Genomic DNA, 22,132 nt, shown 5'->3' with positions numbered 1-22,132 from the left:
CGACCATCCGGGGACAGGAAAACGATGCAGGACTACCCTGTTACATCGTGACCTCACACTATGACGTCGTTGTCCTCGGAGCCGGCCCCGGTGGGTACGTCGCTGCTATCCGCGCGGCACAACTGGGCCTGAGCACTGCCATCATCGAGCAGAAGTACTGGGGCGGTGTGTGCCTGAACGTGGGCTGCATCCCGTCCAAGGCGCTTCTCCGCAATGCCGAACTCGCGCACATCTTCACAAAAGAAGCGAAGACGTTCGGCATGTCCGGAGACGTGTCCTTCGATTTCGGCTCCGCCTTCGATCGCAGCCGCAAGGTTGCCGACGGGCGAGTCAAGGGCATCCACTTCTTGATGAAGAAGAACAAGATCGCCGAATTCGACGGCAAAGGCACGTTCGCCGACGCCAACACCATCAACGTCGAGCTCAGCAAGGGAGGCATCGAGACGATCACGTTCGACAACGCGATCATCGCCACCGGTTCCTACACCAAGCTGCTGCCGGGCACCTCGCTGAGCGAGAACGTGGTGACCTACGAAGAGCAGATCCTCACCCGCGACCTGCCGGGCTCGATCCTCATCGTCGGCGCCGGCGCCATCGGCATGGAGTTCGGTTACGTCCTCAAGAACTACGGCGTCGACGTGACGATCGTGGAGTTCCTCGACCGGGCACTGCCCAACGAGGACGCCGACGTCTCGAAGGAAATCGCGAAGCAGTACAAGAAGCTCGGCGTCACCATCAAGACCGGCGCCGCTGTCCAGTCCATCAGTGACGACGGCAGCAAGGTCAGCGTTTCGATCAAGGACAACAAGTCCGGCGAGATCGAAACCGTGGTCGTGGACAAGGTTCTGCAGTCCGTCGGATTTGCACCGCGCGTGGAGGGCTTCGGCCTCGAGAACACCGGTGTCGCCCTCACCGACCGCGGCGCCATCGCGATCGACGACTACATGCGCACCAACGTCGAGAACATCTTCGCCATCGGTGACGTGACCGCCAAGCTGCAGCTGGCACACGTCGCGGAGGCGCAGGCCGTCGTTGCAGCCGAGACCATCGGCGGCGCAGACACGCAGACGCTCGGCGACTACCGGATGATGCCGCGTGCGACGTTCTGCCAGCCGCAGGTCGCGTCCTTCGGGTTGACCGAAGAGCAGGCCAAGGCCGAGGGCTACGACATCAAGGTCGCGAACTTCCCGTTCGCTGCCAACGGCAAGGCCCACGGTCTCGGTGACCCGACCGGTTTCGTCAAGCTGATCGCCGACACCACACACGGCGAACTGCTCGGTGGACACCTCATCGGACCGGACGTCTCGGAACTGCTGCCCGAGCTGACCCTGGCCCAGAAATGGGACCTCACGGTCAACGAGTTGGCACGCAACGTCCACACGCACCCCACGCTCAGTGAGGCGCTGCAGGAAGCGATCCACGGCCTCGCCGGCCACATGATCAACTTCTAGGTAGGGCCTGCGGCCCCCGTGCGTCTTTCTGGTAGCTCACGCAACCAGAAAGGCGCACGGGCCTTTTTGTATTGCCAACACGCCAGATCGCGACTTCGAGTCCGGGTCTGAGCTGACGGCGCACTAGCGTCCCGATTCATGAAAACTCGTTGTGTACTGCTCGCGGCCGCTCTGGCTCTCGGTCTCACCGCGTGTGGAAACTCGGCCGGTACCGAGTCGACCGCGGCTTCGACGGCATCCGCCGAAGCCGGCGCCTTTCCGGTGACAGTCGACCACGCCTACGGTTCGACCACGATCGATGCCGAACCCATGCGGATCGTGACCATCGGATGGAGCAGCCAAGATTCAGTGCTTGCCCTGAACAAGGTGCCCGTCGCGATGGAGAGCTTCTCGGGCGACGGTGTCGAGAACAACATATTGCCTTGGGACGCTTCACTGTTGAACGGCGCGACGCCGGTTCTGATGACCACCAATCCGGATGTGCCGTTCGAGCAGATCCTTGCCCTCGACCCCGACCTGATCCTTGCCGTGTATTCGGGGATCACCGCGGAGAAATATCAGCGACTGAGTGACATCGCGCCCACCGTCGCATTTCCCGATCAGCCCTGGGACACCGCCTGGGACAAGCAGATGAGCATGATCGGTGCAGCGCTCGGGCAGCCCGCACGCGCACAGGAGTTGATCGACGACACCGGAGCGTATTTCGAGCGGCAAGCCGCCGAACATCCGCAGTTCGAGGGCAAGACGGCAACATACGCGATGCGCACCGACGAGGGCCTGATCGTGTTCTGCAACACCGATCCTCGCATCCGTCTGCTGGGTCAGCTCGGGCTGAAGACCTCGCCCGGGGTCGACGCGGTGTGCACGTCCGGCGACAGTTCGGTGTCCGTGGGGATGGAGTCCATCGAAACCCTCGACGCAGACGTCTTCATTCTGGTTGACGCCGACGGCACCAATCTCGACAAGCTGATGGCCTTCGGTCCGTTTGCCAACATGACCTCGGTGTCGAACGGCCGGATCGTTCGCCTCGTCGGAATGGACTACGCGATGGCAACGTCAGCGCCGACGGTCTTGAGCGTCCCGTATGCGTTCGACGAGTTCATCGCTCAGCTTTCGGGGGCGCTCGACTGACTCTCAGGCTTTACCGATTGCGGGCCTCCCTGATTGCGGGCGTCACTGATTGCGGGCGTCGTAAGACTCTTGTGACGCAATGATTGTCGGCACGCGGGATTCGAGCAATTCGATCAGGGCGGTGATCTTGCCGGCCACGTCTGCGCCGAGTTCGGTCAGGCTGTATTCCACTTTGGGCGGGATGGTTTCGAGCACTTCACGGTGCACGAGACCATCCCGCTCCAGTGTCTGCAGGGTCTGCGAGAGCATGCGCTCGCTGACGCCGTCGACGCGTCGACGTAGTGCGCTGAACCGGTACGGGCCTTCGTGGAGTGCTGCCAATGCAAGTGCGCCCCAGCGGCCGGTTGCGTTCTGGAGCGCTGCCCGAGAATTGCATCCGCGAGCGAACACATCGGCCTCGAGGGTGGGATCCTGATCTGTTTCGGCAGCACAGTCAGGGGTATCGGTGCTGGTCATGTCCCCAGGTTACTACTAAACATACCGATAGCGCTAACTTGCAGGGTTGCACTTACGAATAATTAGTGCATGATGGTTGCAGAGCACATTTACGCTTCAACCTAAAACGGGAGTTCGCATGAGCATCGCAGTCACCGGAGCAACGGGAAACCTCGGACAACTTGTTGTCGAGGCACTGATCACGCGGGGCACACCCGCGTCGGACATCGTCGCCGTGGTTCGTAATCCGGAGAAGGCGGCGGATCTCGCAGCCCGCGGCGTGGTGGTTCGCAAGGCCGACTACACCGACGCCACCGCATTGGAAGCAGCCTTTGCCGGCGTCGACAAAGTGGTGCTGATCTCGGGCAGTGAGGTGGGCCAGCGGCTTGCGCAGCACACAAACATCATCAACGCGGCAAAGGCTGCAGGCGTCGGATTCATCGCGTACACAAGCATTTTGGACGCTCAGGATACGCCGATGAAGCTCGCAGCCGAGCACAAGGCGACCGAGGATGTGCTTGCCGCGAGTGGAATTCCGTTCGCACTCTTGCGCAACGGTTGGTACTGGGAGAACTTCCTCAATGACCTGGCCGGCGTTATCGAGCGCGGCGCAGTGGCCGGAGCGGGCGCTGACGGAAAGATCGCCGCTGCATCGCGGGCCGACTACGCCGACGCTGCCGCAGTTGTCGTCAACACGGACGGCCACGAAGGCGCAGTCTACGAATTGGGTGGTGACGAGCGTCTGACGTATGCCCAGTTCGCGGAGAAGGTCAGCGAATTTGCCGGCAAGCCTGTCGTGTATCAGTTTGTGCCGGAGGAGGCATACAAAGGCATTCTCGAGAGCGTCGGCCTGCCCGCCCCTGTTGCAGAGATTCTCGCGGATTCCGACGCTGCAATCGCCAAGGGAGCGCTGGACACCGAGTCCGGTGATCTGCAGAAGTTGATCGGCCGCGCCAGCACGCCGGTGGCTGAGGTTCTGAAGAAGGCGTAACCGCCGGTGCGCCTTTCTGGTAGCGGGAACTACCAGAAAGGCGCACAGGGGTTTACCCCATATGGACAGCGCCCTCAGCGGGGAGGTCGCCCTTCTTGGCGCGGACGAGCACCACAACGACTGGTGCGATGATCGCCAACAGGATTGCCGCCCAACCGAATGCGGCGGTGTATCCGGAGACCTCGGCACCGAAGACGTAGTCGGTCATCGAGGCGATGAAGTCCTGCACCGGCTGGGGGAGCAGAGCCAATTCGTCGCCGGTCGGAACGGTCGCGTTCGACATGTCGACGGGAATGCCTTCCGGGGGGATCGGCGCCGCGTTGTCGGTGGTGAATGCGGACTTGGCCGACGCGTAGATCGTGGTGAAGAGTGCGGTTCCCAGTGCGCCGCCGATCTGCAGCGTTGCGTTGACGAGGGCGCTGGCTGCGCCGGCGTCGTGGTCGGGAACACCGATCAGTGCAAGGTTCTGCATGGGCACCATCAGCAGGCCCAAACCGAAGCCGAAGATGGCAAGACCCGGGAACACGTGGGTCCAGTAGGAGCTGTGGACCTCGATCTGGGTGAGCATGAGCAGTCCGACTGCGGCAACCAGGGGGCCGGCGACCATGAGCGGCTTGGGGCCGATCTTGGTGGACAGCTGGGCGGCAGCGGTGGATGCAAGCACGATGAAGAAGGCCATCGGCAGCGAGCCGACGCCGGCCATGACAGGGCTGAATCCGAGCACGATCTGCAGGTAGAACGTCAGGTACAACGTGCCGCCGAGAAGCGCTGCGCCGACGAGCATGGACCCGATCAGTGCGGCGCCGCGGTCGCGGTGCCACGGAACGCTCAGTGGCAGAAGCGGATTTTTGCTACGACTCTCGACGACCACGAACAGTGCCAGGAAGACCAAGCCCAAAGCGATGAACAGGAGGGTATCGGTCTGACCCCACCCGTGCTCGGCGCGCGTGAATCCGTAGACCAGGGATCCGAGTCCGAGTGCGATGAGGACGGCGCCGGGAAGGTCGTAGCTCGTGTCGCCGTGTGCCTTGGTTTCCTTGACGATCGGGACGGCAGCAGCAATCGCGATGAGCGCGATCGGAATGTTCACGAGCAGGCACCAGCGCCAGTCGACGTACTGAGTCAGGACGCCGCCGAGCAGCAGGCCGATCGCTGCGCCACCACCGGAAATCGCGCCGTAGACGGCAAAAGCCTTGGCGCGCTCCTTTTCTCCGATGAAGGTGGTGGTGAGCATCGAGAGCGCGGCGGGCGCGAGCAGTGCCGCGAAGACACCCTGCCCGGCGCGGGCGATGAAGAGTTCGATACCGGTCTGGGCGATCCCGCCGATGCCTGACGCCACGGCAAAGCCGGCCATGCCGACGATGAAGGAACGCTTACGTCCCCAGTAGTCGGCGATGCGGCCACCGAGCAGAAGCAGTGCGCCGAATGCCAGCGCGTACGAGGTGACAACCCAGGCGCGATCGAGGTCGCTGATTCCGAGTTCTGCCTGCGCGGCGGGCAGGGCGATGGAGACGATGGTGCCGTCGAGCACCACCATGAGTTGTGCAAACGCGACGATGCAGAGCACCAGCCAACGTCGTTGATGATTCGGGTTTTCGGAGATCGCCGGAGACGGCGGCGTTGCGCCGCTTTCGACGTCAGTGGTGGTCATCGTTACAAGGTAAGTGAGCGCTTCTTCGAGAGTCAAACGAAATAGTTCGTTCGGTTACGATAATCACTATGGCTCCCACAGATGTGACCGCAACGAAGCAGCGAATCCTTGACGCAGCGCTAGAAGAATTCGGCACCTACGGACTCGCCGGCGCACGGATCGATCGCATCGCGAAGAACGGCAACGCCAGCAAGGAACGGCTTTACGCGTACTTCGGTGACAAGGTGGCGCTCTTTCACGCTGTGCTCGACGCCGATTTTGTCGAAGCCATGGAATGCGTGGAGTGGGTGGGCGGGGACATACCGCAGCATGCTGTCGAATTGTTCGATGCCATGACCCGAAAGCCGCACATCCAGCGCATGATGATCTGGGGCCAACTGCAAGGTGAAGGCCCGCGGATGCGTAAGCAAGCCGAAGAGCACTCCAGTTGGCTCCCGCGGATGGCTGCGATCCGCAAGGCTCAGGACGACGGCGGCATCGCAGCGCACTGGAATCCGGAAGACCTCATTACCTTGATCTTCGGCCTCGTCTTTGCCTGGGTGGTCGCACCCGGCATTATCGACAATCAATCCGTGGACGCGCAGGAACTCGCGCGCCGCCGTGAAGTGGTGCGGGAAGCGACAATTCGTATTTGCAAACCCTGATGGCCGGCTACGAAAAATCGCGTTGGACGCGCAACGTCGCGATAGTGGTAGCCAAGCCGTCGTATTGGGTGACCAGCAACGTGAATTCGATGAGCCGACGGTCGTCGAGGTGCTGGGACAACATGTTCCAGGTCACGTCGGTGACGTCTTTGGTGGTGACCAACTCGTCGACCGCGGTCAAGATCGCGTGGTGACGAGAACTCAACCCGGAAGCGTTGGGGCCCTCGATAATTCGGGCAAGCTCCTGGGCGTCGATTCCAGCCTTTCGGCCGAGCCTGATGTGGTGATCCATTTCGTAGTCGCACTGCCTCAGGTGTGCGACGCGCAGGATGATCAGTTCGGTGTCGTGGCGTGAGATCCTGCCGCCGGGCATCAGTGACCCGGAGTAGTGCAGCCAACCTCGGAACAGGCCGCCGGTCCGACCTAACGTGCTGAACAGGTGTGCGTCCGGTGCGCCCGCGGCTTTCGAGAGGACACGCCAAATTCCCCAGTTGATCGGGCCAAGTTCTTTGAATCGGCCTGGCCGGATGCGTGCGGTCATGACGCGTACTCCTCGAGTGTCGTGGGTTGATACGACGCTAACACTGCCCGGAATCGGATTACGGCAACCAGCGCGGCAAGTGCCGCGAGAACGAGCATCGGTATCGACGGTCCCAGGCTCGGTTCGAGGACAACCAGCAAGACCGGCAGTCCGAAGCCGAGGTACGTGCCGACGTAGAAGATGCCCGTCAATGTTCCGCGTGACGCCGGTGGCGCAAGGGTTTCGAGGTCGAGGAGACCGCTACGCAAGCACAGGCCGTATGCGGTTCCGAGCGTGAGGGCGCACACGACAAACAGGGCAAGCGGCGGGTGGGCTCCGCCGGCTGCGACGAGGCAGTATCCGAGCGCGGCTGATCCGGCACCGGCGCTTCCGGCCTGCCTGCCCCAATCGCGATGACGGGCAATGGTTTGAACGATGATGCCCGCGCCGAGTGTGAGTGCTGCGGCTATTCCGGGGAGTAGTGGTCCGGAGTATCGATCGCCTAGTCGCGCGGACATCGTCACGAATGAGACTGTCGCACTGGCAAACACCCAGGGCGCGAGCGGTAGCGCCCAGATCAAGGCCGAGCGGACGGATCGTTCCCCGTCGGCCGGTAACGGGAGCGCTGCCGAAGGTGAGGTCCGTGTTCGACTCCACATCGCCGCGGCGGCAACGGAACAGACGGACAGCAGCGCCGAGACGACAAAGGGCGTGGCCAAAGGAAAGGCCGCGAACTGGGCCATCAGGCCGGAGAACAAGGGACCCAAGGCAAAACCGGAAGTGAGGACAACGCCGGCCATCACGGTTCCGGCTTTGCCACGCAGATCAGCGGCCCAGGCTGTGCCGGCGCCGATTGCCAGACCGGCGCCGACGCCGACCACAAGACGGCCAACCAGGAGGCCGGAAGTGTTGTGCCACAGCAAGAGAAATACCGTGCCCAGCGACGCCACCAGAGCTCCTGGCAGGACAACGGCTGCTCGTCCGACACGATCGGACAGCACACCACCGGTCAACAGTCCGGGCAGCAGACCCAGCGCGTAGATGCCGAACACGCCGTCGAGAACCGCGTGCGAGAGTCCCTCGTGTCCCCGCAGCACCGGGATGAGGGAGGCAAAGTGGTTGGCGGCCCACCCCGTCGACAGAAGTACGGCAAGTACCGAGATGAACCCGCGACGGGATGGATCGCCCATGCCCCGCAGCTTAGGCGGGCACCAGGTTGCTGACGTCGGCGAGTAGTTCGAACGTGCGCAGCCACGCGGCGCGGTTGGTGCCGGTGGAGACGGTGATCAACTCGTCGGCCTGCGCGTGCTCGGTGAATTCGTCCAGGTACGTGCGGACTTCTGCGGGTGTGCCGACGGCGCTGTACCTGGCCATTTGCAGAACCTGTTGACCGGCGGGGGAGTCGAGCAACATGTCGGCCTCGTCGTCGGTGAACGTGCGGCCGCGGCCGAGGAGCAAGCTGACGCGGTTGCGCTTGGATTCGAGGAACTCTTGCTGAGCCTGCTCGGTGGTATCGGCGGCGATGACATTGACGCCCGCGATCACGTACGGCTCCGCCAACTGTTCCGACGGCTTGAACTCCCGGCGGTAGATGGTCACGGCGTCGCGAAGAGCGTTGGGCGCGAAGTGTGACGCAAACGCGTAGGGAAGGCCGAGCATCGCGGCAAGTTTTGCGCCGAACTGTGACGAACCGAGGATGTAGAGGGGGACATGGGTGCCCTTGCCTGGCACCGCGCTGATGCCCGGAATGCGCGAGGTGTCGCCAAGATATCCCTGAAGTTCGAGGACATCCTGCGGGAAGCTGTCGGACGAACTGGGGTCGCGGCGCAGGGCCTGCATCGTCTTCTGATCGCTGCCGGGTGCGCGGCCGAGGCCAAGATCTATGCGTCCAGGGTGCAGTGTCTCGAGCGTGCCGAACTGTTCGGCAATGGTGAGCGGTGCGTGGTTGGGGAGCATGATGCCACCGGCGCCAAGTCGGATCTTGGTGGTGTGAGCTGCAACGTGGCCGATCAGGACACTGGTCGCGGACGACGCGATGGAGCCCATGTTGTGGTGCTCGGCGTACCAGATTCGCTGGTAGCCCCACTCCTCGGCTCGCTGCGCCAGCGTGACACTGGCGTCGAAGCTGTCTTTGGCGGTCTCGTTCTGGCCGATGTGCGCAAGATCGAGGATGGAGAGTGGAACCGACATGAAGTGGGCACCTTTCGAGGCGGCAGAAAACAGTTGTTGTGAGGTGCAACCGCCGCGAGTGCATTCCTATTTCCTCACCACCCGAAAAATCGAAACGCGCCCTTCAGTATCGAACCGCACTTGCCAGTGCCGCCAACGACAACGCCTGCCGCGCGTGCTCGACAACCACGAGCCTGCCGTCGTCGATGTGCGCCCGCAACGACTCGAGCGCTTGTGGCAACTTGTTGTCGAGAACAAGTTCAGCTATCGCGATGTGCTCGTCGATCGTCGCTTCGATCCCGGCCGGTGTCAGGTAGTCGAACATCCGTACCGGCCGGATTTTGGCATTGACGGTTGCCAAGGCCTCCGTCAGTGCGGGGTTTCCGGCCGATACAAGTAGTGCCGTGTGGAACTCCTCGTCGAGGGTGACAAAGCTGGAGTCCGGTTCGAGTGAATGGGTGCGCAACGCATACCACTTTTCGAGTTCAGCGCCCAGAATATCTGCGTCGTGCCGGGCGTACTCCGTGTCGATGACTCGGCGAATTCCCTGCAGTTCGAGCAATATTCGTAGCTCGTACAATCCGTTGAGATCTTCCAGGCGTGGCCGATACGGATACAGCCCATGCTCGCCGCGTTGAACCAAACCGTCGGATTGCAAGCGGGCCAGAGCTTCTCGCACCGGAGTTCTCGATACTCCGTAGATCTGCGCGAGTCGCTCCTCGCTCAGTCGTTCCGTCGGCGTGATCTTCCCGGCCATCAGATCGGCCCGGATCGACTGATACACCTGATCCCGCAGCGATCCGGTCGAATGTTCGACGGCGGACATGTCAGATGGCCATCGCTCGTCGGACGGCATCGGTGGATGTAGTGCCTCCCTCTCCGGTCGACGTCACATGACCGGCCGCGAGAACGCTGTAGTGCTGCGCTGACTGGAGCGCGAACCCGATGTGCTGTTCGACCAGGAGGACTCCGAGATCGCCGCGATTGGTGAGGTCGATGATGGTGCGTTCGATCTCGGCGACGACGTTGGGTTGGATACCTTCGGTGGGTTCGTCGAGGATCAGAATTTTCGGTTCGGTGATGAGGGCGCGGGCGATGGCGAGTTGCTGTCGCTGCCCACCCGACAGCAAGCCGGCCCGGCGGTCGAGCAGTGTGGTCAGCGCGGGAAACATATCCAATGCTTCTGCAATCAGCGCCTTTCCGCGTTTGCGGCCGTCCGCGACAACCTGAAGGTTCTCGGCCGTGGTGAGTTGGCCGAAGGATTGTTGTCCTTGGGGGACATAGGCGAGGCCGCGGGTGACGCGGGCGCTCGGGCGCAGCGTCGTGATGTCTTCGCCGTTCAGGAGGATCGTTCCACTGGTCGGTTTGATCAACCCGACAGCGGCTCGGAGCAACGTCGTCTTTCCGGCGCCGTTGTGGCCCATGACGGCGGCGACACCGTTGCCCGGAACGGTGAGCGAGATTCCGTGGATGACCTCGGTGCGTCCGTATCCGGCGCGGACGTCCTTGATTTCAAGCATGATTCACTCCTCGCCGTGAGGCACAGCCGCAGCGGTGCCGAGGTAGACCTCTTGGACTTTGGGATCGGCCTGAACCTGCGCGACAGTTCCTTCCGCAAGAACCTTGCCTGCTGCGAGGACGGTGACCGAGGTGGCAAATGCTCGCATGAAGTCCATGTCGTGCTCGACGACAACCACGGTGCGCGCACCACCGATACGACGCAGGAGGTTGCCGGTTTCCTCGCGTTCTTCCAGGCTCATTCCGGCGACGGGTTCGTCGAGCAGAAGTACCGAACAGTTCTGTACCAGAAGCATTCCGATCTCGAGCCACTGCTTCTGCCCGTGCGCGAGGATTCCGGCGGGTGTATCGCGTAGAGCTTCGAGTCCGGTGGTTTCGAGGGCTTCCTCGATCTCGGGGAGAACGGATTTGCGGGTGCGCAGCAACTCCCACGGGGAGCGGCCCGCACCGGCAGCGATGTCCAGGTTTTGCAGAACGGAGAGTTCTTCGAAGACGCTGGCGGTCTGGAAGGTGCGCCCGACCCCGAGGCGGGCGATCTTGTGAACCTTCTTGCCCAGCAACTGTTCACCGGACTTGGTGATCGAACCCGTCGCCGGTACCAATCCGGTGATGGCGTCGACAAGGGTGGTCTTTCCGGCGCCGTTGGGGCCGATCAGAAAGCGAAGGTCACCCTGCATCAGAGTCAGGTCCACACTGTCGACGGCCTTGAATCCGTCGAAGCTGACACTCAAGTTCCGCACTTCCAGGTATTCGGAGGACATTCCGGCATTGCCGCCCAATACGGGGTTCGGTGCGCTTGTGTCGGTTGTACCGGTGCTGGTCATACGGACACCTCCACAGTTTCCGGTTCGCTGATTTTCGGTGTTTCGGGGGTGGTCTTTTCACGCTTGCGGCGGTGGCGCAGGAGCGCAAAGAGTCCGGCGACTCCGGCGGGGAAGAACCCGACGACGACGATGAACATCAGACCCTGGGCATAGATCCAGCCGGACGGCATCTTCTCGGAGAAGGCCGACTGAGCCCAGGCAACACCGATGGCACCGAGCACGGGGCCGAGAAGCGTTGCGCGGCCGCCGATCGCCACGCCGATGAGGAATGCGATGGAGGGAACGATTCCGACGTCGGCGGGGGAGATGATGCCGACGATGGGCACGAACAACGCTCCGGCGATACCGGCCAGGAATGCGGCGGTGACGTAGGCGACCAGCTTGATGTTGGCAGGGTCGTATCCGAGGAAGCGCACGCGCTCTTCCTGATCTCGCACTGCGACAAGCAGTTCACCGTAGCGCGAGTTCATCAGCTGCCGGATCAGGGCGACGGAGGCGAGGAGCACTCCGGAGGCGATGAAGAACAGCATCTGCTTGTTCGCGGGGTCGTTGAGGTTGAAGCCGAAGAACGTGCGGAAACGGTTGAGTCCGTTGCTGCCGCCGATGGTTTGCTGACCGATCAGCAGGATGGCGAATGCCGCGGCGAGAGCTTGCGAGAGGATCGCGAAGTATGCGCCCTTGACGCGTCGTTTGAAGACGCCGAGTCCGAGGAGAAACGCGACGGTCGCGGGCAGGAACAGTACCGCGAAGATCGCGACGAACGGGGAGGCAAACGGCTGCCAGTAACCGGGCAGTTCGGTCTTGCCGGCGATCGCCATGAAATCGGGTACCGCGTCACCTTTGAGTTCGGCGTCGGCGATCTTGAGGTGCATTGCCATGACGTAGGCGCCGATGCCGAAGAACACACCTTGGCCGAGGGTGAGCATTCCGCCTCTGCCCCAGGCGAGTCCGATGCCTACTGCGACGATCGCGAAGCACAGGAACTTTCCGAGCAGGGAGAGCCGGAAGTCGGAGAGCACGGCTGGGGCCAGTCCGAACAGGATGATCGCGGCGAGCGCGAATCCGCCCCAGACCCGGATTCGGGGATTGGTCAGGACGCTCATACGAGGCTCCTTGTCTTGACTGCAAACAGTCCCTGGGGACGCACTTGGAGGAAGACGACGATGATGACGAACAAGATGACCTTGGCAATCGATGCGGTGGTGGAGTACTCGATGAAGGAGTTCAGAATGCCGAGTGCAAACGCGGCGATCACTGCGCCCTTCATCTGTCCGAGTCCGCCGACGACCACAACCAGGAACGCGTCGATCAGATACGACTGCCCGATGGTCGGGCTGGTGGAACCGATCAGGGTCAGGGCGACACCGGCAACGCCGGCGAGTCCGGATCCGAGGAAGAAGGTGGTGATATCGGTACGGCGGGAAGATATTCCGCTGGTCTCGGCCAGATCGCGGTTCTGGACTACGGCGCGGATGCGCCTACCCATCGACGACTGCTTGAGTGCCAGAGACAATGCGATCACCGCCGCGATTGCCAGCACCAGAATGAAGATGCGGGTTTTCGGAACTACGGCGCCGAGGATGTCGATACCGCCCGAAAGCCAGGACGGTGCGGTGGTGTTGACGGCAGGCGCACCGAAGATGTCGCGCGCCAACTGCTGAAGGATCAGTCCGACGCCGAACGTCACCAACAACGTGTCGAGCGGGCGGTGGTACATCCGTGACACCAGAAGCACTTCCAGGGCCACACCCATCAATCCGCCGACGATGAAACCGACCAGTAGAGAGATGATCAACGAACCGGTTGCATTGGAGATTACCTGCTGTACAACGTAGGCCGTGTACGAGCCGGCCATGATGAACTCGCCGTGGGCCATGTTGATGACACCCATTTGGCCAAACGTGAGCGATAGTCCCAATGCAGCCAACAACAGAATCGAGCCGATGCTCAAACCTGTGAACAGCTGTCCGATCACAACATCCATGACAGACGTTCCACCTCTCTACCAGTCGGTTTCATTGCGGTCAGGTTGTTACTTGCTGGCGCCGAGACCCGAGGCCCACGGGTAGCTCTCGAGGTACGGGTCGGGCTCGATCGGCTGACCGGAATCCCAGACGGTGTAGATCAGTCCGTCGCTTCGGATTTCGCCGATGCGGGCGGTCTTGGTGATGTGATGGTTGTCGCCGTCGATGGTGACGAGGCCTTCGGGGGCTTCGAAGGTGACGCCGTCGGCGTTGTCCTGAATATCCTTGACAGCAAAGGAATTGGCCTTCTCGGCCGTGTTCTTCCACAGGTACACCGAGGTGTATGCAGCTTCCATGGGGTCGGACGTCGGCTTGTTCTGGCCGTACTTCGCCTTGTATGCCGCGACGAACTTGTTGTTCTCCGGGGTGTCGATGGTCTGGTAGTAGTTCCAGGCCGTCAGCTGTCCTTCGACGTTCTGCACGCCGATGCCGCCGACCTCTTCCTCTGCGATGGACACCGAGACAACAGGCATGTCGGCCGGCTTCAGGCCCACATTGGTGTACTCGCGGAAGAACGCGACGTTCGAATCGCCGTTGAGCGTGTTGAATACGGCGTCGGCGTCGGCCGTGCGGACCTTGTTGACGATGGTGGAGAAGTCGGTCGAACCGAGCGGCGTGTAGTCCTCGCCCTTGATCTCGATGCCGTTTGCTTCCGCGTACGCCTTGATGATGCGATTGGCGGTCTGTGGGAAGACGTAGTCACTTCCGACCAGGTAGAGGGACTTGACGCCCTTTTCCTTCAGGTAGTCCAGTGCCGGGATGATCTGCTGATTGGTCGTAGCGCCGGTGTAGAAGATGTTCTTGGAATCCTCGAGGCCCTCGTACTGAACGGGGTAATAGAGGAGCGAATTATTGTCTTCGAAGACCGGGAGCATGGCCTTACGGCTCGACGACGTCCAACCGCCGAAAACGGCTGCGACACAGTCGCTGCTGATGAGCTTCTCCGCCTTTTCTGCGAATACCGTCGGCTCGGATGCGCCGTCCTCGGCGACGATCTGAACCTTTTTGCCCAAAACGCCACCGGCGTCGTTGATCTCCTGAACTGCGAGTGCAATCGAATCGCGCACTGTCACTTCACTGATGGCCATGGTGCCGGACAACGAGTTGAGTGAACCGACCTTGATCGTGTCGCCGGAGGTGTCGACGCACGATGCTGCCGTGGTGTCACCCGACGTCGTATCAGAGGCTTTGCTTCCGCAACCGGTGAGTACCAAACCCAGAGCTGCAAGAGCTGCCGGAGCGGCGAGGGTGCGCTTCGAGAAGGTTCGCATAGACGGGCCTTTCGTCTTCATGACTTCAGTACCTGCTTTTCGCCGACGTGCAAACAGGGGCGTGGCTACAGGTACATGGCTTCGGGGAACGGACTACCGGATGTGATGTATCCGGCTCGCGTATACGGCGTTGTATTCGTCGATGCGGATGAGCGTAGGGAGAACTTGTTTCTGAAAGAAATAGACTCGATCACCATCGTGTGTCCGATATGTCGGTTGGATGAACGAGTGCTCACTCCGCAGGTCAGAGCAGGCTCGGTGTTAGCATCCTCGATATTCGATCAAGCATTCGCTTGACGATTGATGAGGGGATTAGACCAGTGCGTTCGACCCGACGGGAAGAGATACTCACTCACGCGGCAAAATTGTTCAGCGAGCGTGGTATCGCGGCAACGACGGTGCGAGATATCGCCGACGAGGTCGGAATTCTGTCCGGAAGCCTCTATCACTACTTCGAATCCAAGGATGCGATGGCGCACGAAATAGTCGTGCGTTTCCTCGAAGATCTCAACATCAGATACGAGGACTCGATCGAACCTGGCGGATCAGCTCGCGACCGGTTGGCGTCCATGGTCGAGGTCTCGTTCAATACCGCGCTCGACCACCCATACGCCACCGAGGTCTATCAAGGCGAGGCGATCCTGTCGTCCCAGCCTTCCGACGCGCCGATCACCGTTGCGGTCCAGAAGGCGCACAGCTACTGGCGCACGGCAATTGCGAGTGGGATTGCAGACGGGGAGTTTCGCGAAGACATCGATCCTGAACAGTTTCATCGGTTGATGCGGGAGTCGGTGTGGTCGACGGTGGCTCAATACCGTTCACAGTTGGCCGAGCTGGCGCCGGAACTGCAGCGGAATTTGATCCTTGTGTTTCTCGACGGTTTTGCCCGCCGCGGAGACGGTTCTACAGCGCTCGCTCGGGTGAAGGTCAAGGCTGACAATGTCGACGTTGCACCGCCGGTCGGTGAGGTTGCCGAACTGCGTTCGGACGTCGACGAGTTGAAGTCGGTTATCCGCGATCTGAGCACCGCGATTCGCGATCTGCAGGCCGAACAACGGGGCTGATCGCTCCCTGTTACGGCGGTTTTGACTATCTATGTGACCCAGTGCATACTTCTGCCCAGCGTCGTGAATCAAGCGCTTGTTTGATTTACCAAATATCGTTTGGACAGGAGTGGGATGTGAGACTCGGGAAGGCAATAGCCTTAGCCGCGGCAGTCGTGCTCGGGGCAGGTGCGTGTGCATCTGCTGGAGTCATTCCGGACAACGAGATCGTGATCGGGCTGGACGAGGATTCGACGGGCCCCGGTGCGTCGTACAGCACCATCGCGGGCAAGACGGTCCGCCTCAGCGTCGACTTGATCAACCAGGCAGGTGGGATCAACGGCAAGCCCGTCCGCCTCGTTGTCGAGAATGACGAGAGCAGTCCCACCAAGACGCCGTCGATCATTCGTAAATTGGTCGATCAGGGCGCAAGTGCCGTCATTCTGGCGACCGGCAGCGGCTCGGTCCTGCAGGCGAAGTCGATTCTCGAGCAGTCGAAGATCCCGGCGATTGCCCCCGTTGTCCTCAGCGACGCGTTTGCTTCCCCTCCTGGCAACGACTATTCGTTCATGATTCCCAACTCGCTCAAGCAATATGCCGAGGTGTATTGCGGAGCGTTCGAGAAGCTGGGCTACCGCTCACTCGGAATCCTCGGTGATGCAAGCGCTTCCATCGACGGCATCATCAAGACGCTGCGTCCGGCGCTGGAGAAGTGCGCAACGGTCACTGCCGTCGAGAAGGCTCCGGTAGACGCCGCGGACCTCACGGCGCAGGTGTCGCGACTCGCGGAAACGAAGCCTGACGCCATTCTTGTGGCCAGCATCGGTGGGCACTTCGAGATTCTGGCGCACAACACACTTTCGAAGATCGTTCCCGAGACGCAGCGTTTCTCACTGGCCTCCATCGGAAACCAGCCGGCGTCGTGGGCTTTGGCCGATCCGAAGGCCCTCAGTGGCATGGTCTACATGGGATCGCTCAGTGCCGACAATGCGCGAACTGCGGAGTTGACCGAGAAGGTCCGCGCGGTCAAGGGCGCTGACTATCAGTTGACCGCCTACGACGCGCAATCGTACGACGCGGTCATGATGCTGGCGAAGGCCATCGAGATTGCCGGTGATCATCAGGACCGGACCGCCGTTCGTGATGCACTCCAGCAGGTTTCGGGTCTTCCCTCCAGTTTCGGCCAGGACGATTTGACACTGTCCTTCAGCCCGGGCGACCACTTGGCCCCGGACAGCCTGTGCGGACTGGTGCTCATCGAATTCGGTGACGACAACAAGCCCGCCCATCCGTGGGATTCCTATCAGCCCCCGTGCGGATAACCGAGGAGCTTTGACATGACAGACGCACAACTCTGGCTTGCAGCCATCGAGATCGGTGCTTTCTTCTCGTTGATCGCCCTGGGGATGTACCTCGTGGTGGTCGGCGCGGATTTCTTCAACTTCGCGATGGGTCCGTACGCCATGGCAGCGGCTATGGCGAGCAGTTGGATCGCGGTCAATCACGGGTTGGCGCTGTGGTTGGCCATGCCACTGGGAATTGCTGTTGCAGTGGCGCTTTCGGTGCTGACCGAAAAGCTGGTGGTGAAGCAGGTTCAGAAGCGTTCGGGGCGTGGTGAGCTGCCGGCCTTGGTAGCCGTGACGGCGGTGCTCTTCGGTATTCAGCAGCTTGCGGGAACCGTATTCGGGCGTACGCCGTTGCCGGGGCAGAAGATCTTCGACTTCGATCCGATCACCGTTGGCGGCGCAACGCTCGACAGCGCGACTGTAGTTCTGATCGTGGCGACTGCGCTGGTGTTCATCGGAATCGGACTGTGGCTGAACAGGTCCACCGCCGGCCGGTTGCTGCGCGCCGTGGGCGACAACCCTGAGGCAGCACGGGTACTTGGCTTGCCGGTCGACCGTGTTCGATTGATTGCCTTCACGCTCGCGGGCGTCATCGCCGCGATCGCCGGACTGTTGTTCGCTCCCAAAGCCGGCGTGCAGTTCACCAGTGGATTGTCCTGGACGCTCACCGCATTCATCGCGCTGGTCATCGGCGGTACCGGGCGTAGCTGGGCACCGCTGATCGGCGGAATGTTGCTGGGCATCGTCCAGGTGTTCGCGCCGTACTACTTCGGTGCCAGCGCCGCACAGACCGCGATCCTCCTGATCGCACTGGTCTTCTTCGCCTTCCGCCCGGAAGGTCTGCTCTCGAGAAAGGTGCGCGTCTGATGGGTGCGATAACCACACCTCGCGCGATCAGGTCGCGAGCGCGGCTCGGCAACGTGTCGCGAGAAGCCCTGATTACGGTGACAGTTGTTGCCGTACTTCTCCTGTGGATGGGGCCTAGCCTGTACCGCCAGGACCTTATCTTCCTGGCCGCGACGTACTCGCTGATTGCACTGGGGATGTATGTTCCCTTCGTTCTGGCAGGTTCCCTGTCGATGGCCTACAGCGCCTACGCGGCGATCGGGGCTTACGCGGTTGCCTTGATGTCGGTGAAGACCGGGATGTCGATGTGGTGGGGGTGGCTCATCGGCGCTCTGGTCGCGGCGTGTGTGGCAGTGCTGCTCAGTCTTGCCACGCAGAAGCTTTCCGGATTCTACCTCGCCGCTGTGACTCTACTGTTCGGAATTGCCTTCGAGCACTGGCTCATCGACGGACCGAGTTTCACCGGCGGTTCGGCGGGAATCTCGGGCGTCGCGGCTCTCACGATGTTCGGCTGGGAACCACCTCGCTATGCGTTGGTCGTTTTCGCGATTCTGTTCGTCTGCGTCATCGCCGTTGCGGTCGATCGACTGCGGAAGTCCGTGTGGGGCCTGATGTTGCAAGCTTCGCGGGACAATCGGAACGTCGCCAGGGCATCCGGTGTCAACCCGATGCATCTGACCGTCGTGGCACTGGCTATCGGCGCGGCAATCGCGTCGACCGGAGGATCGCTTTTCACCGTCTCGGTTCAAGCGGTGACGCCGGAAACCTTCACGCTCAGCATCGTCTTCCTTGCCATCTTCATGCCGATCATCGGTGGCCGCGGCTCCGCGTGGGGCGCGCCGCTCGGCGCTCTCATCGTGGTGATCGTGACACTCAACATGCCCGGCTATCAGGGCAGTGGTGAACTCTTACTGGCCGGTGCGGTTCTGGTCATCCTGATCGTCGCACCTGGCGGCGTGATCGGTTGGTCTCGCGCGTTGATCAACCGTCTGACTGCTACCTACCAGGAGCGTGATTCCCGATGACCGATCCGTTGCTCGAGGTTCGTGGGCTCCACAAGTCCTACGGCGGTGTGCGTGCCGTCGACGACGTGTCGTTCAGTGTCGGTCGCGGTGAGGTGATCGGTCTGGTCGGACCGAACGGCGCCGGCAAGACAACACTCGTCGACTGCATCTTCGGTACCCAACAAGCCGATTCCGGAACGGTCACGATGGCCGGTAAGTCCCTGAGCGGCTCGTCGGAACGTCGTGCCAGGCAGGGGCTCTCGCGTACGTTCCAGCATCCGCAGTTGGCACTCGAACTCAATGCCGTCGACAACATCATCCCGGGACTCTACGGGCACCGGATCACGTCGCCGCTGCGCTCGCTGTGGTGGGCGATCAAGGGGCCGTTCGAGAACTGGGACAAAGCGTCGGACCAGGCTTCGGCGCTCGCGCGGGAGTATTCGATCAGCGACACCGAAAGCGCGTGCGGGGATCTGAGTCTGGGAGCGCAGCGGTTGGTCGAGGTTGCGCGCGCGATGGCCACCGGTCCGGAAGTGCTGCTCCTGGACGAACCGTTTGCAGGCGCGGATCACGACGGCATCGACGCTATTTCGGGCGCTGTCCGTTCCATTGCCGCGCAGGGCAAGGGTGTTGTTCTCGTCGATCACAACGTCGACCTCATCGCAGAACTTGCGACAACGGTTGTCCTGCTGAACTTCGGCGGCGTCGCGTTTTACGGTCCGCCGCAGGACTGCCTGTCCAGCGACGCGATGCGTGATGTGTATTTCGGTTCCGACGACGAAGAGGGTGTGAGCAATGCTCGAGGTCGATAAGGTCACTGTCCGTTACGGATCGGCCATCGCGGTACGCGACGTCAGCTTCGTCGCTGCCCCCGGTCAGGTCACCGCGCTGTTCGGACCCAACGGTGCGGGCAAGACTTCTCTGATGGGTGCGATCTACGGTTCCGTACCGGCGTCCGGCCGGATAACCGTCGATGGCCGCAGTGTCGAGAAGATGTCGGCACTCGAACGCGCACGCAGCGGTTTTGCTTATGTTCCGCAGGGACGGCAGTTGTTCATGCGCATGTCCGTCCGCGAAAATCTACGCGTGGGTGCCGATCTTCTAGGTCTGAACGCGGACGCAGTGGATTCGGCTTTTGCGCGCTTTCCCATTCTGAAGGACCGCGCTGAGAGTTTTGCCGGGGTACTCAGTGGTGGTGAGCAGCAGATGCTGGTTCTGGGCCGGGCGTTGCTGGCAAAACCGTCGTTGCTGCTTCTCGACGAGATGATGACCGGTCTCGCGCCCAAGATCGTGGCTGAATTACGCACGCTTGTAGGACAACTGGCATCGGAAGGGGTTACGGTGATTGTGGCCGAGCCCGCTTTGTCAGCATTGAAGGCGGTCGTGGACCGTGGGTACGTGATGCAACGCGGCGAGATTGTGCGCGAATGTGATTCCGCCGCTTCGCTGGACGCTGCTTACAAATTGTCGATGGGCGTGCACAGCGCCGAGGGGAGATGAACGACGATCATGCAGGAACCCACAACGTTGGACGTGGCAATCGGCGAGTTTGCCCTCGATCCGGATCGATTTTCCGGCGTCAGTATCAGTGAAATAGTCCGTCACTGGTCGGAGACCATTCCGGACCGCACGGCCTTCATCACCCCGACTTCGCGAATTTCGTGGGCGCAGTACGACGCGGCCGCGGACGCCATTGCGTCGGCACTCGAACTTTCCAGTGAGGGATACGGGCATGTAGCGGTGCTGCTTCCGGACACCATGGTCTTCCACGCCGCGCTGTGTGCCGCGTACCGGACCGGCCGGGTGGCCGTGGGAATCGGGTCGCGATCCGGGCTCCGCGAGATCTCGCATCTGATCGAACGTTCCGACGCCACAGTTCTGGTGACGACGCGATCTTTGCGCGGCGTCGACACGACGGAGTTGATCTCACAACTGCGACAGGCGCATCCCACCCTCGACGTGGTGTTTGCCGATGACACCGGAGCCGTGAGTTTCGAACGGGCCGCCGCGGTGGGAGGTGTTGTCTCTCTTCCCGTGCCGAAGCGGGTTTTCGAGGCCTCGAGCCCGACCTTCTCGACGGCTGCCGTGTCCATGCTTAACTCGACGTCCGGTACGACCGGACTTCCGAAGCTGGTAACTCAGACGGAAGATCGGTGGGTTGCATTCTCCGAGATCGGCGCAGAGGCAGCCGATGTCGGACCGGAAGAAGTCTTCCTCGGGGCGGTTCCGGCTCCCTTCGGTTTCGGCCTGTGGACGTCGCATTTCCTGCCCGCGTTGCTTGGCGCCCCCAACGTGGTCATGGAGCGATTCGACGTCGCGGTGATGATCGATCTCATCGAACGTGAAGGCGTCACCGTGTTGAACTGTGTGAGTACACAATTCAAGATGCTGTTGCGATCCGACGCCGCTGCGAGCGCAAACCTCGATACGTTGCGCGTCATGTTTACCGGGGGAGAGGCGGTTCCGTACTCGGAGGCGCTGGCATTCGAGGAACGAACCGGAGCAGCAGTGCTGCAATTCTACGGTTCCAACGAAACCGGAGCCGTCTCCGTCACCACCGTCGACGACGACTCCGACACCAGGCTGCGTACCTGTGGTCACGTCATCGACCGGATGCAGGTTCGGGTATTCGACGACGCCGCAAAAGAAGTGGTCGGATCCATGCGCCGCGGGCAACCGGCGGTCAACGGACCGTTGATGTGTCAGGGCTACTGGGGCGACGTCGACGCCAACAACGAGCTGTACACCGAAGACGGCTGGATGCTGCTCGGCGACATCGTCGAAATCGACGAGGACGGTCGCGTCCGCGTTGTGGGTCGTAAGGCCGACATCATCATTCGTGGTGGCAAGAACATCTCCGCCGTCGAAGTCGAGGAATACGTCCGTGCGCACCCGCTGGTGGATTTGGTTGCCGCGGTCGGCGTCGACGACGCTCTGTTCGGGGAAAAGGTGTGCGCCGTTGTCGTGACCACGGACAGTGAGGCACTGTCCGCGGCAGAGCTCACCGAGTGGATGCGTGAGCAGGGCATCACTCGCGAATACATTCCGGAGTATGTGATGACGCTGGCGGAGTTGCCTATGGCAGCCGGCGGAAAGGTTGCCAAAGGCGCTGTCAAGGAACTTGTGCGCGAGAAACTGGCTGAGGCGATCTGTTGATCCGGCGGCTTCGACGGTGTCGGGTTAGTCTGATTCGAACCTAGTGCCGAGCTGTCAGGACTCCGATGCCATATCGACTCAGGACACCGATGTCCCATCGACTCAGGA

22 protein-coding genes are annotated in these 22,132 nt (G+C 61.6%); 11 read left to right on the top strand and 11 right to left on the bottom strand.

Going from position 1 to position 22,132, the window contains the following annotated elements; genetic code table 11:
• The first annotated feature begins 47 nt into the window (after positions 1–47).
• Both lpdA and CJ178_RS12085 read left to right on the top strand, forming a co-directional pair.
• Complete coding sequence (gene lpdA / locus CJ178_RS12090) at positions 48–1,451, top strand: dihydrolipoyl dehydrogenase (RefSeq protein WP_095887944.1); 1,404 nt, start codon at positions 48–50, stop codon at positions 1,449–1,451.
• A gap of 138 nt (positions 1,452–1,589) precedes the next feature.
• Positions 1,590–2,582, top strand: coding sequence for an iron-siderophore ABC transporter substrate-binding protein (locus CJ178_RS12085; protein WP_095886771.1), 993 nt, complete (start codon positions 1,590–1,592; stop codon positions 2,580–2,582).
• A gap of 42 nt (positions 2,583–2,624) precedes the next feature.
• Here the strand turns inward: CJ178_RS12085 and CJ178_RS12080 are convergent, their stop codons facing one another.
• The gene (locus CJ178_RS12080) at positions 2,625–3,038 is read right to left on the bottom strand and encodes a winged helix-turn-helix transcriptional regulator (protein ID WP_095886770.1); all 414 of its coding nucleotides are present in this window, start codon (positions 3,036–3,038) and stop codon (positions 2,625–2,627) included.
• A 118-nt stretch (positions 3,039–3,156) separates the two neighbouring features.
• On the opposite strand from CJ178_RS12080, the gene CJ178_RS12075 reads away from it, so the two are divergent.
• Entirely contained in the window at positions 3,157–4,008 is an 852-nt protein-coding gene (locus CJ178_RS12075; protein ID WP_095886769.1) for an SDR family oxidoreductase, read from the top strand.
• A gap of 52 nt (positions 4,009–4,060) precedes the next feature.
• Here CJ178_RS12075 and CJ178_RS12070 read toward each other — a convergent pair whose 3' ends face one another.
• Positions 4,061–5,659 (bottom strand): MFS transporter, encoded by a 1,599-nt coding sequence (locus CJ178_RS12070; protein ID WP_092802254.1) that lies wholly within the window; start codon positions 5,657–5,659, stop codon positions 4,061–4,063.
• A 68-nt stretch (positions 5,660–5,727) separates the two neighbouring features.
• On the opposite strand from CJ178_RS12070, the gene CJ178_RS12065 reads away from it, so the two are divergent.
• Complete coding sequence (locus CJ178_RS12065; protein ID WP_045063965.1) at positions 5,728–6,303, top strand: TetR family transcriptional regulator; 576 nt, start codon at positions 5,728–5,730, stop codon at positions 6,301–6,303.
• Between the two features lie 7 nt (positions 6,304–6,310).
• On the opposite strand, the gene CJ178_RS12060 is transcribed toward CJ178_RS12065, so the two are convergent.
• The 9 genes from CJ178_RS12060 to urtA form a co-directional block, all read right to left on the bottom strand.
• Positions 6,311–6,844 carry a carboxymuconolactone decarboxylase family protein gene (locus CJ178_RS12060; protein ID WP_033235561.1) on the bottom strand — a complete coding sequence of 178 codons (534 nt, stop codon included), beginning with the start codon at positions 6,842–6,844 and terminating at the stop codon, positions 6,311–6,313.
• Positions 6,841–8,013, bottom strand: a complete 1,173-nt coding sequence (locus CJ178_RS12055; RefSeq protein WP_095886768.1) for an MFS transporter — start codon at positions 8,011–8,013, stop codon at positions 6,841–6,843. The genes CJ178_RS12060 and CJ178_RS12055 overlap by 4 nt, the downstream gene beginning before the upstream one ends.
• A gap of 10 nt (positions 8,014–8,023) precedes the next feature.
• On the bottom strand, positions 8,024–9,013 hold the full coding sequence (locus tag CJ178_RS12050) for an LLM class flavin-dependent oxidoreductase (RefSeq protein ID WP_095886767.1): 990 nt from the start codon (positions 9,011–9,013) through the stop codon (positions 8,024–8,026).
• Between the two features lie 103 nt (positions 9,014–9,116).
• The gene (locus tag CJ178_RS12045) at positions 9,117–9,818 is read right to left on the bottom strand and encodes a GntR family transcriptional regulator (protein WP_095886766.1); all 702 of its coding nucleotides are present in this window, start codon (positions 9,816–9,818) and stop codon (positions 9,117–9,119) included.
• 1 nt (position 9,819) lies between these two features.
• Positions 9,820–10,512, bottom strand: coding sequence for an urea ABC transporter ATP-binding subunit UrtE (urtE, locus tag CJ178_RS12040; protein WP_033235557.1), 693 nt, complete (start codon positions 10,510–10,512; stop codon positions 9,820–9,822).
• A gap of 3 nt (positions 10,513–10,515) precedes the next feature.
• Positions 10,516–11,334 (bottom strand): urea ABC transporter ATP-binding protein UrtD, encoded by an 819-nt coding sequence (urtD, locus tag CJ178_RS12035; RefSeq protein ID WP_033235556.1) that lies wholly within the window; start codon positions 11,332–11,334, stop codon positions 10,516–10,518.
• Complete coding sequence (urtC, locus tag CJ178_RS12030; RefSeq protein ID WP_033235555.1) at positions 11,331–12,437, bottom strand: urea ABC transporter permease subunit UrtC; 1,107 nt, start codon at positions 12,435–12,437, stop codon at positions 11,331–11,333. The genes urtD and urtC overlap by 4 nt, the downstream gene beginning before the upstream one ends.
• Positions 12,434–13,318 (bottom strand): urea ABC transporter permease subunit UrtB, encoded by an 885-nt coding sequence (gene urtB / locus CJ178_RS12025; RefSeq protein WP_095886765.1) that lies wholly within the window; start codon positions 13,316–13,318, stop codon positions 12,434–12,436. Before urtB ends, urtC begins: the two co-directional genes overlap by 4 nt.
• A gap of 48 nt (positions 13,319–13,366) precedes the next feature.
• A complete protein-coding gene (gene urtA / locus CJ178_RS12020) occupies positions 13,367–14,629 on the bottom strand; it encodes an urea ABC transporter substrate-binding protein (protein ID WP_033235553.1) in 1,263 nt (420 codons plus the stop codon).
• A 320-nt stretch (positions 14,630–14,949) separates the two neighbouring features.
• Here urtA and CJ178_RS12015 point away from each other — a divergent pair, with 320 nt between their 5' ends.
• From CJ178_RS12015 to CJ178_RS11985, 7 genes are all read left to right on the top strand, one after another.
• Positions 14,950–15,693, top strand: a complete 744-nt coding sequence (locus tag CJ178_RS12015; RefSeq protein ID WP_095886764.1) for a TetR/AcrR family transcriptional regulator — start codon at positions 14,950–14,952, stop codon at positions 15,691–15,693.
• A gap of 116 nt (positions 15,694–15,809) precedes the next feature.
• Positions 15,810–16,994: an ABC transporter substrate-binding protein gene (locus CJ178_RS12010; protein ID WP_092802227.1), complete on the top strand. Its 1,185-nt coding sequence runs from the start codon at positions 15,810–15,812 to the stop codon at positions 16,992–16,994.
• A gap of 15 nt (positions 16,995–17,009) precedes the next feature.
• On the top strand, positions 17,010–17,885 hold the full coding sequence (locus tag CJ178_RS12005) for a branched-chain amino acid ABC transporter permease (protein WP_033235550.1): 876 nt from the start codon (positions 17,010–17,012) through the stop codon (positions 17,883–17,885).
• Positions 17,885–18,889 carry a branched-chain amino acid ABC transporter permease gene (locus CJ178_RS12000; RefSeq protein WP_045063945.1) on the top strand — a complete coding sequence of 335 codons (1,005 nt, stop codon included), beginning with the start codon at positions 17,885–17,887 and terminating at the stop codon, positions 18,887–18,889. The genes CJ178_RS12005 and CJ178_RS12000 overlap by 1 nt, the downstream gene beginning before the upstream one ends.
• On the top strand, positions 18,886–19,680 hold the full coding sequence (locus CJ178_RS11995) for an ABC transporter ATP-binding protein (protein WP_095886763.1): 795 nt from the start codon (positions 18,886–18,888) through the stop codon (positions 19,678–19,680). Before CJ178_RS12000 ends, CJ178_RS11995 begins: the two co-directional genes overlap by 4 nt.
• Positions 19,664–20,368, top strand: coding sequence for an ABC transporter ATP-binding protein (locus CJ178_RS11990; RefSeq protein WP_095886762.1), 705 nt, complete (start codon positions 19,664–19,666; stop codon positions 20,366–20,368). Before CJ178_RS11995 ends, CJ178_RS11990 begins: the two co-directional genes overlap by 17 nt.
• Before the next feature lie 9 nt (positions 20,369–20,377).
• Positions 20,378–22,024, top strand: coding sequence for a class I adenylate-forming enzyme family protein (locus CJ178_RS11985; RefSeq protein WP_033235546.1), 1,647 nt, complete (start codon positions 20,378–20,380; stop codon positions 22,022–22,024).
• The last annotated feature ends 108 nt before the right edge of the window (positions 22,025–22,132 follow it).

This window comes from Rhodococcus sp. ACPA4 (genome assembly GCF_002300185.1).
GTDB lineage: Bacteria > Actinomycetota > Actinomycetes > Mycobacteriales > Mycobacteriaceae > Rhodococcus_F > Rhodococcus_F globerula.
This window is presented reverse-complemented; position numbering and strand designations above follow the sequence as displayed.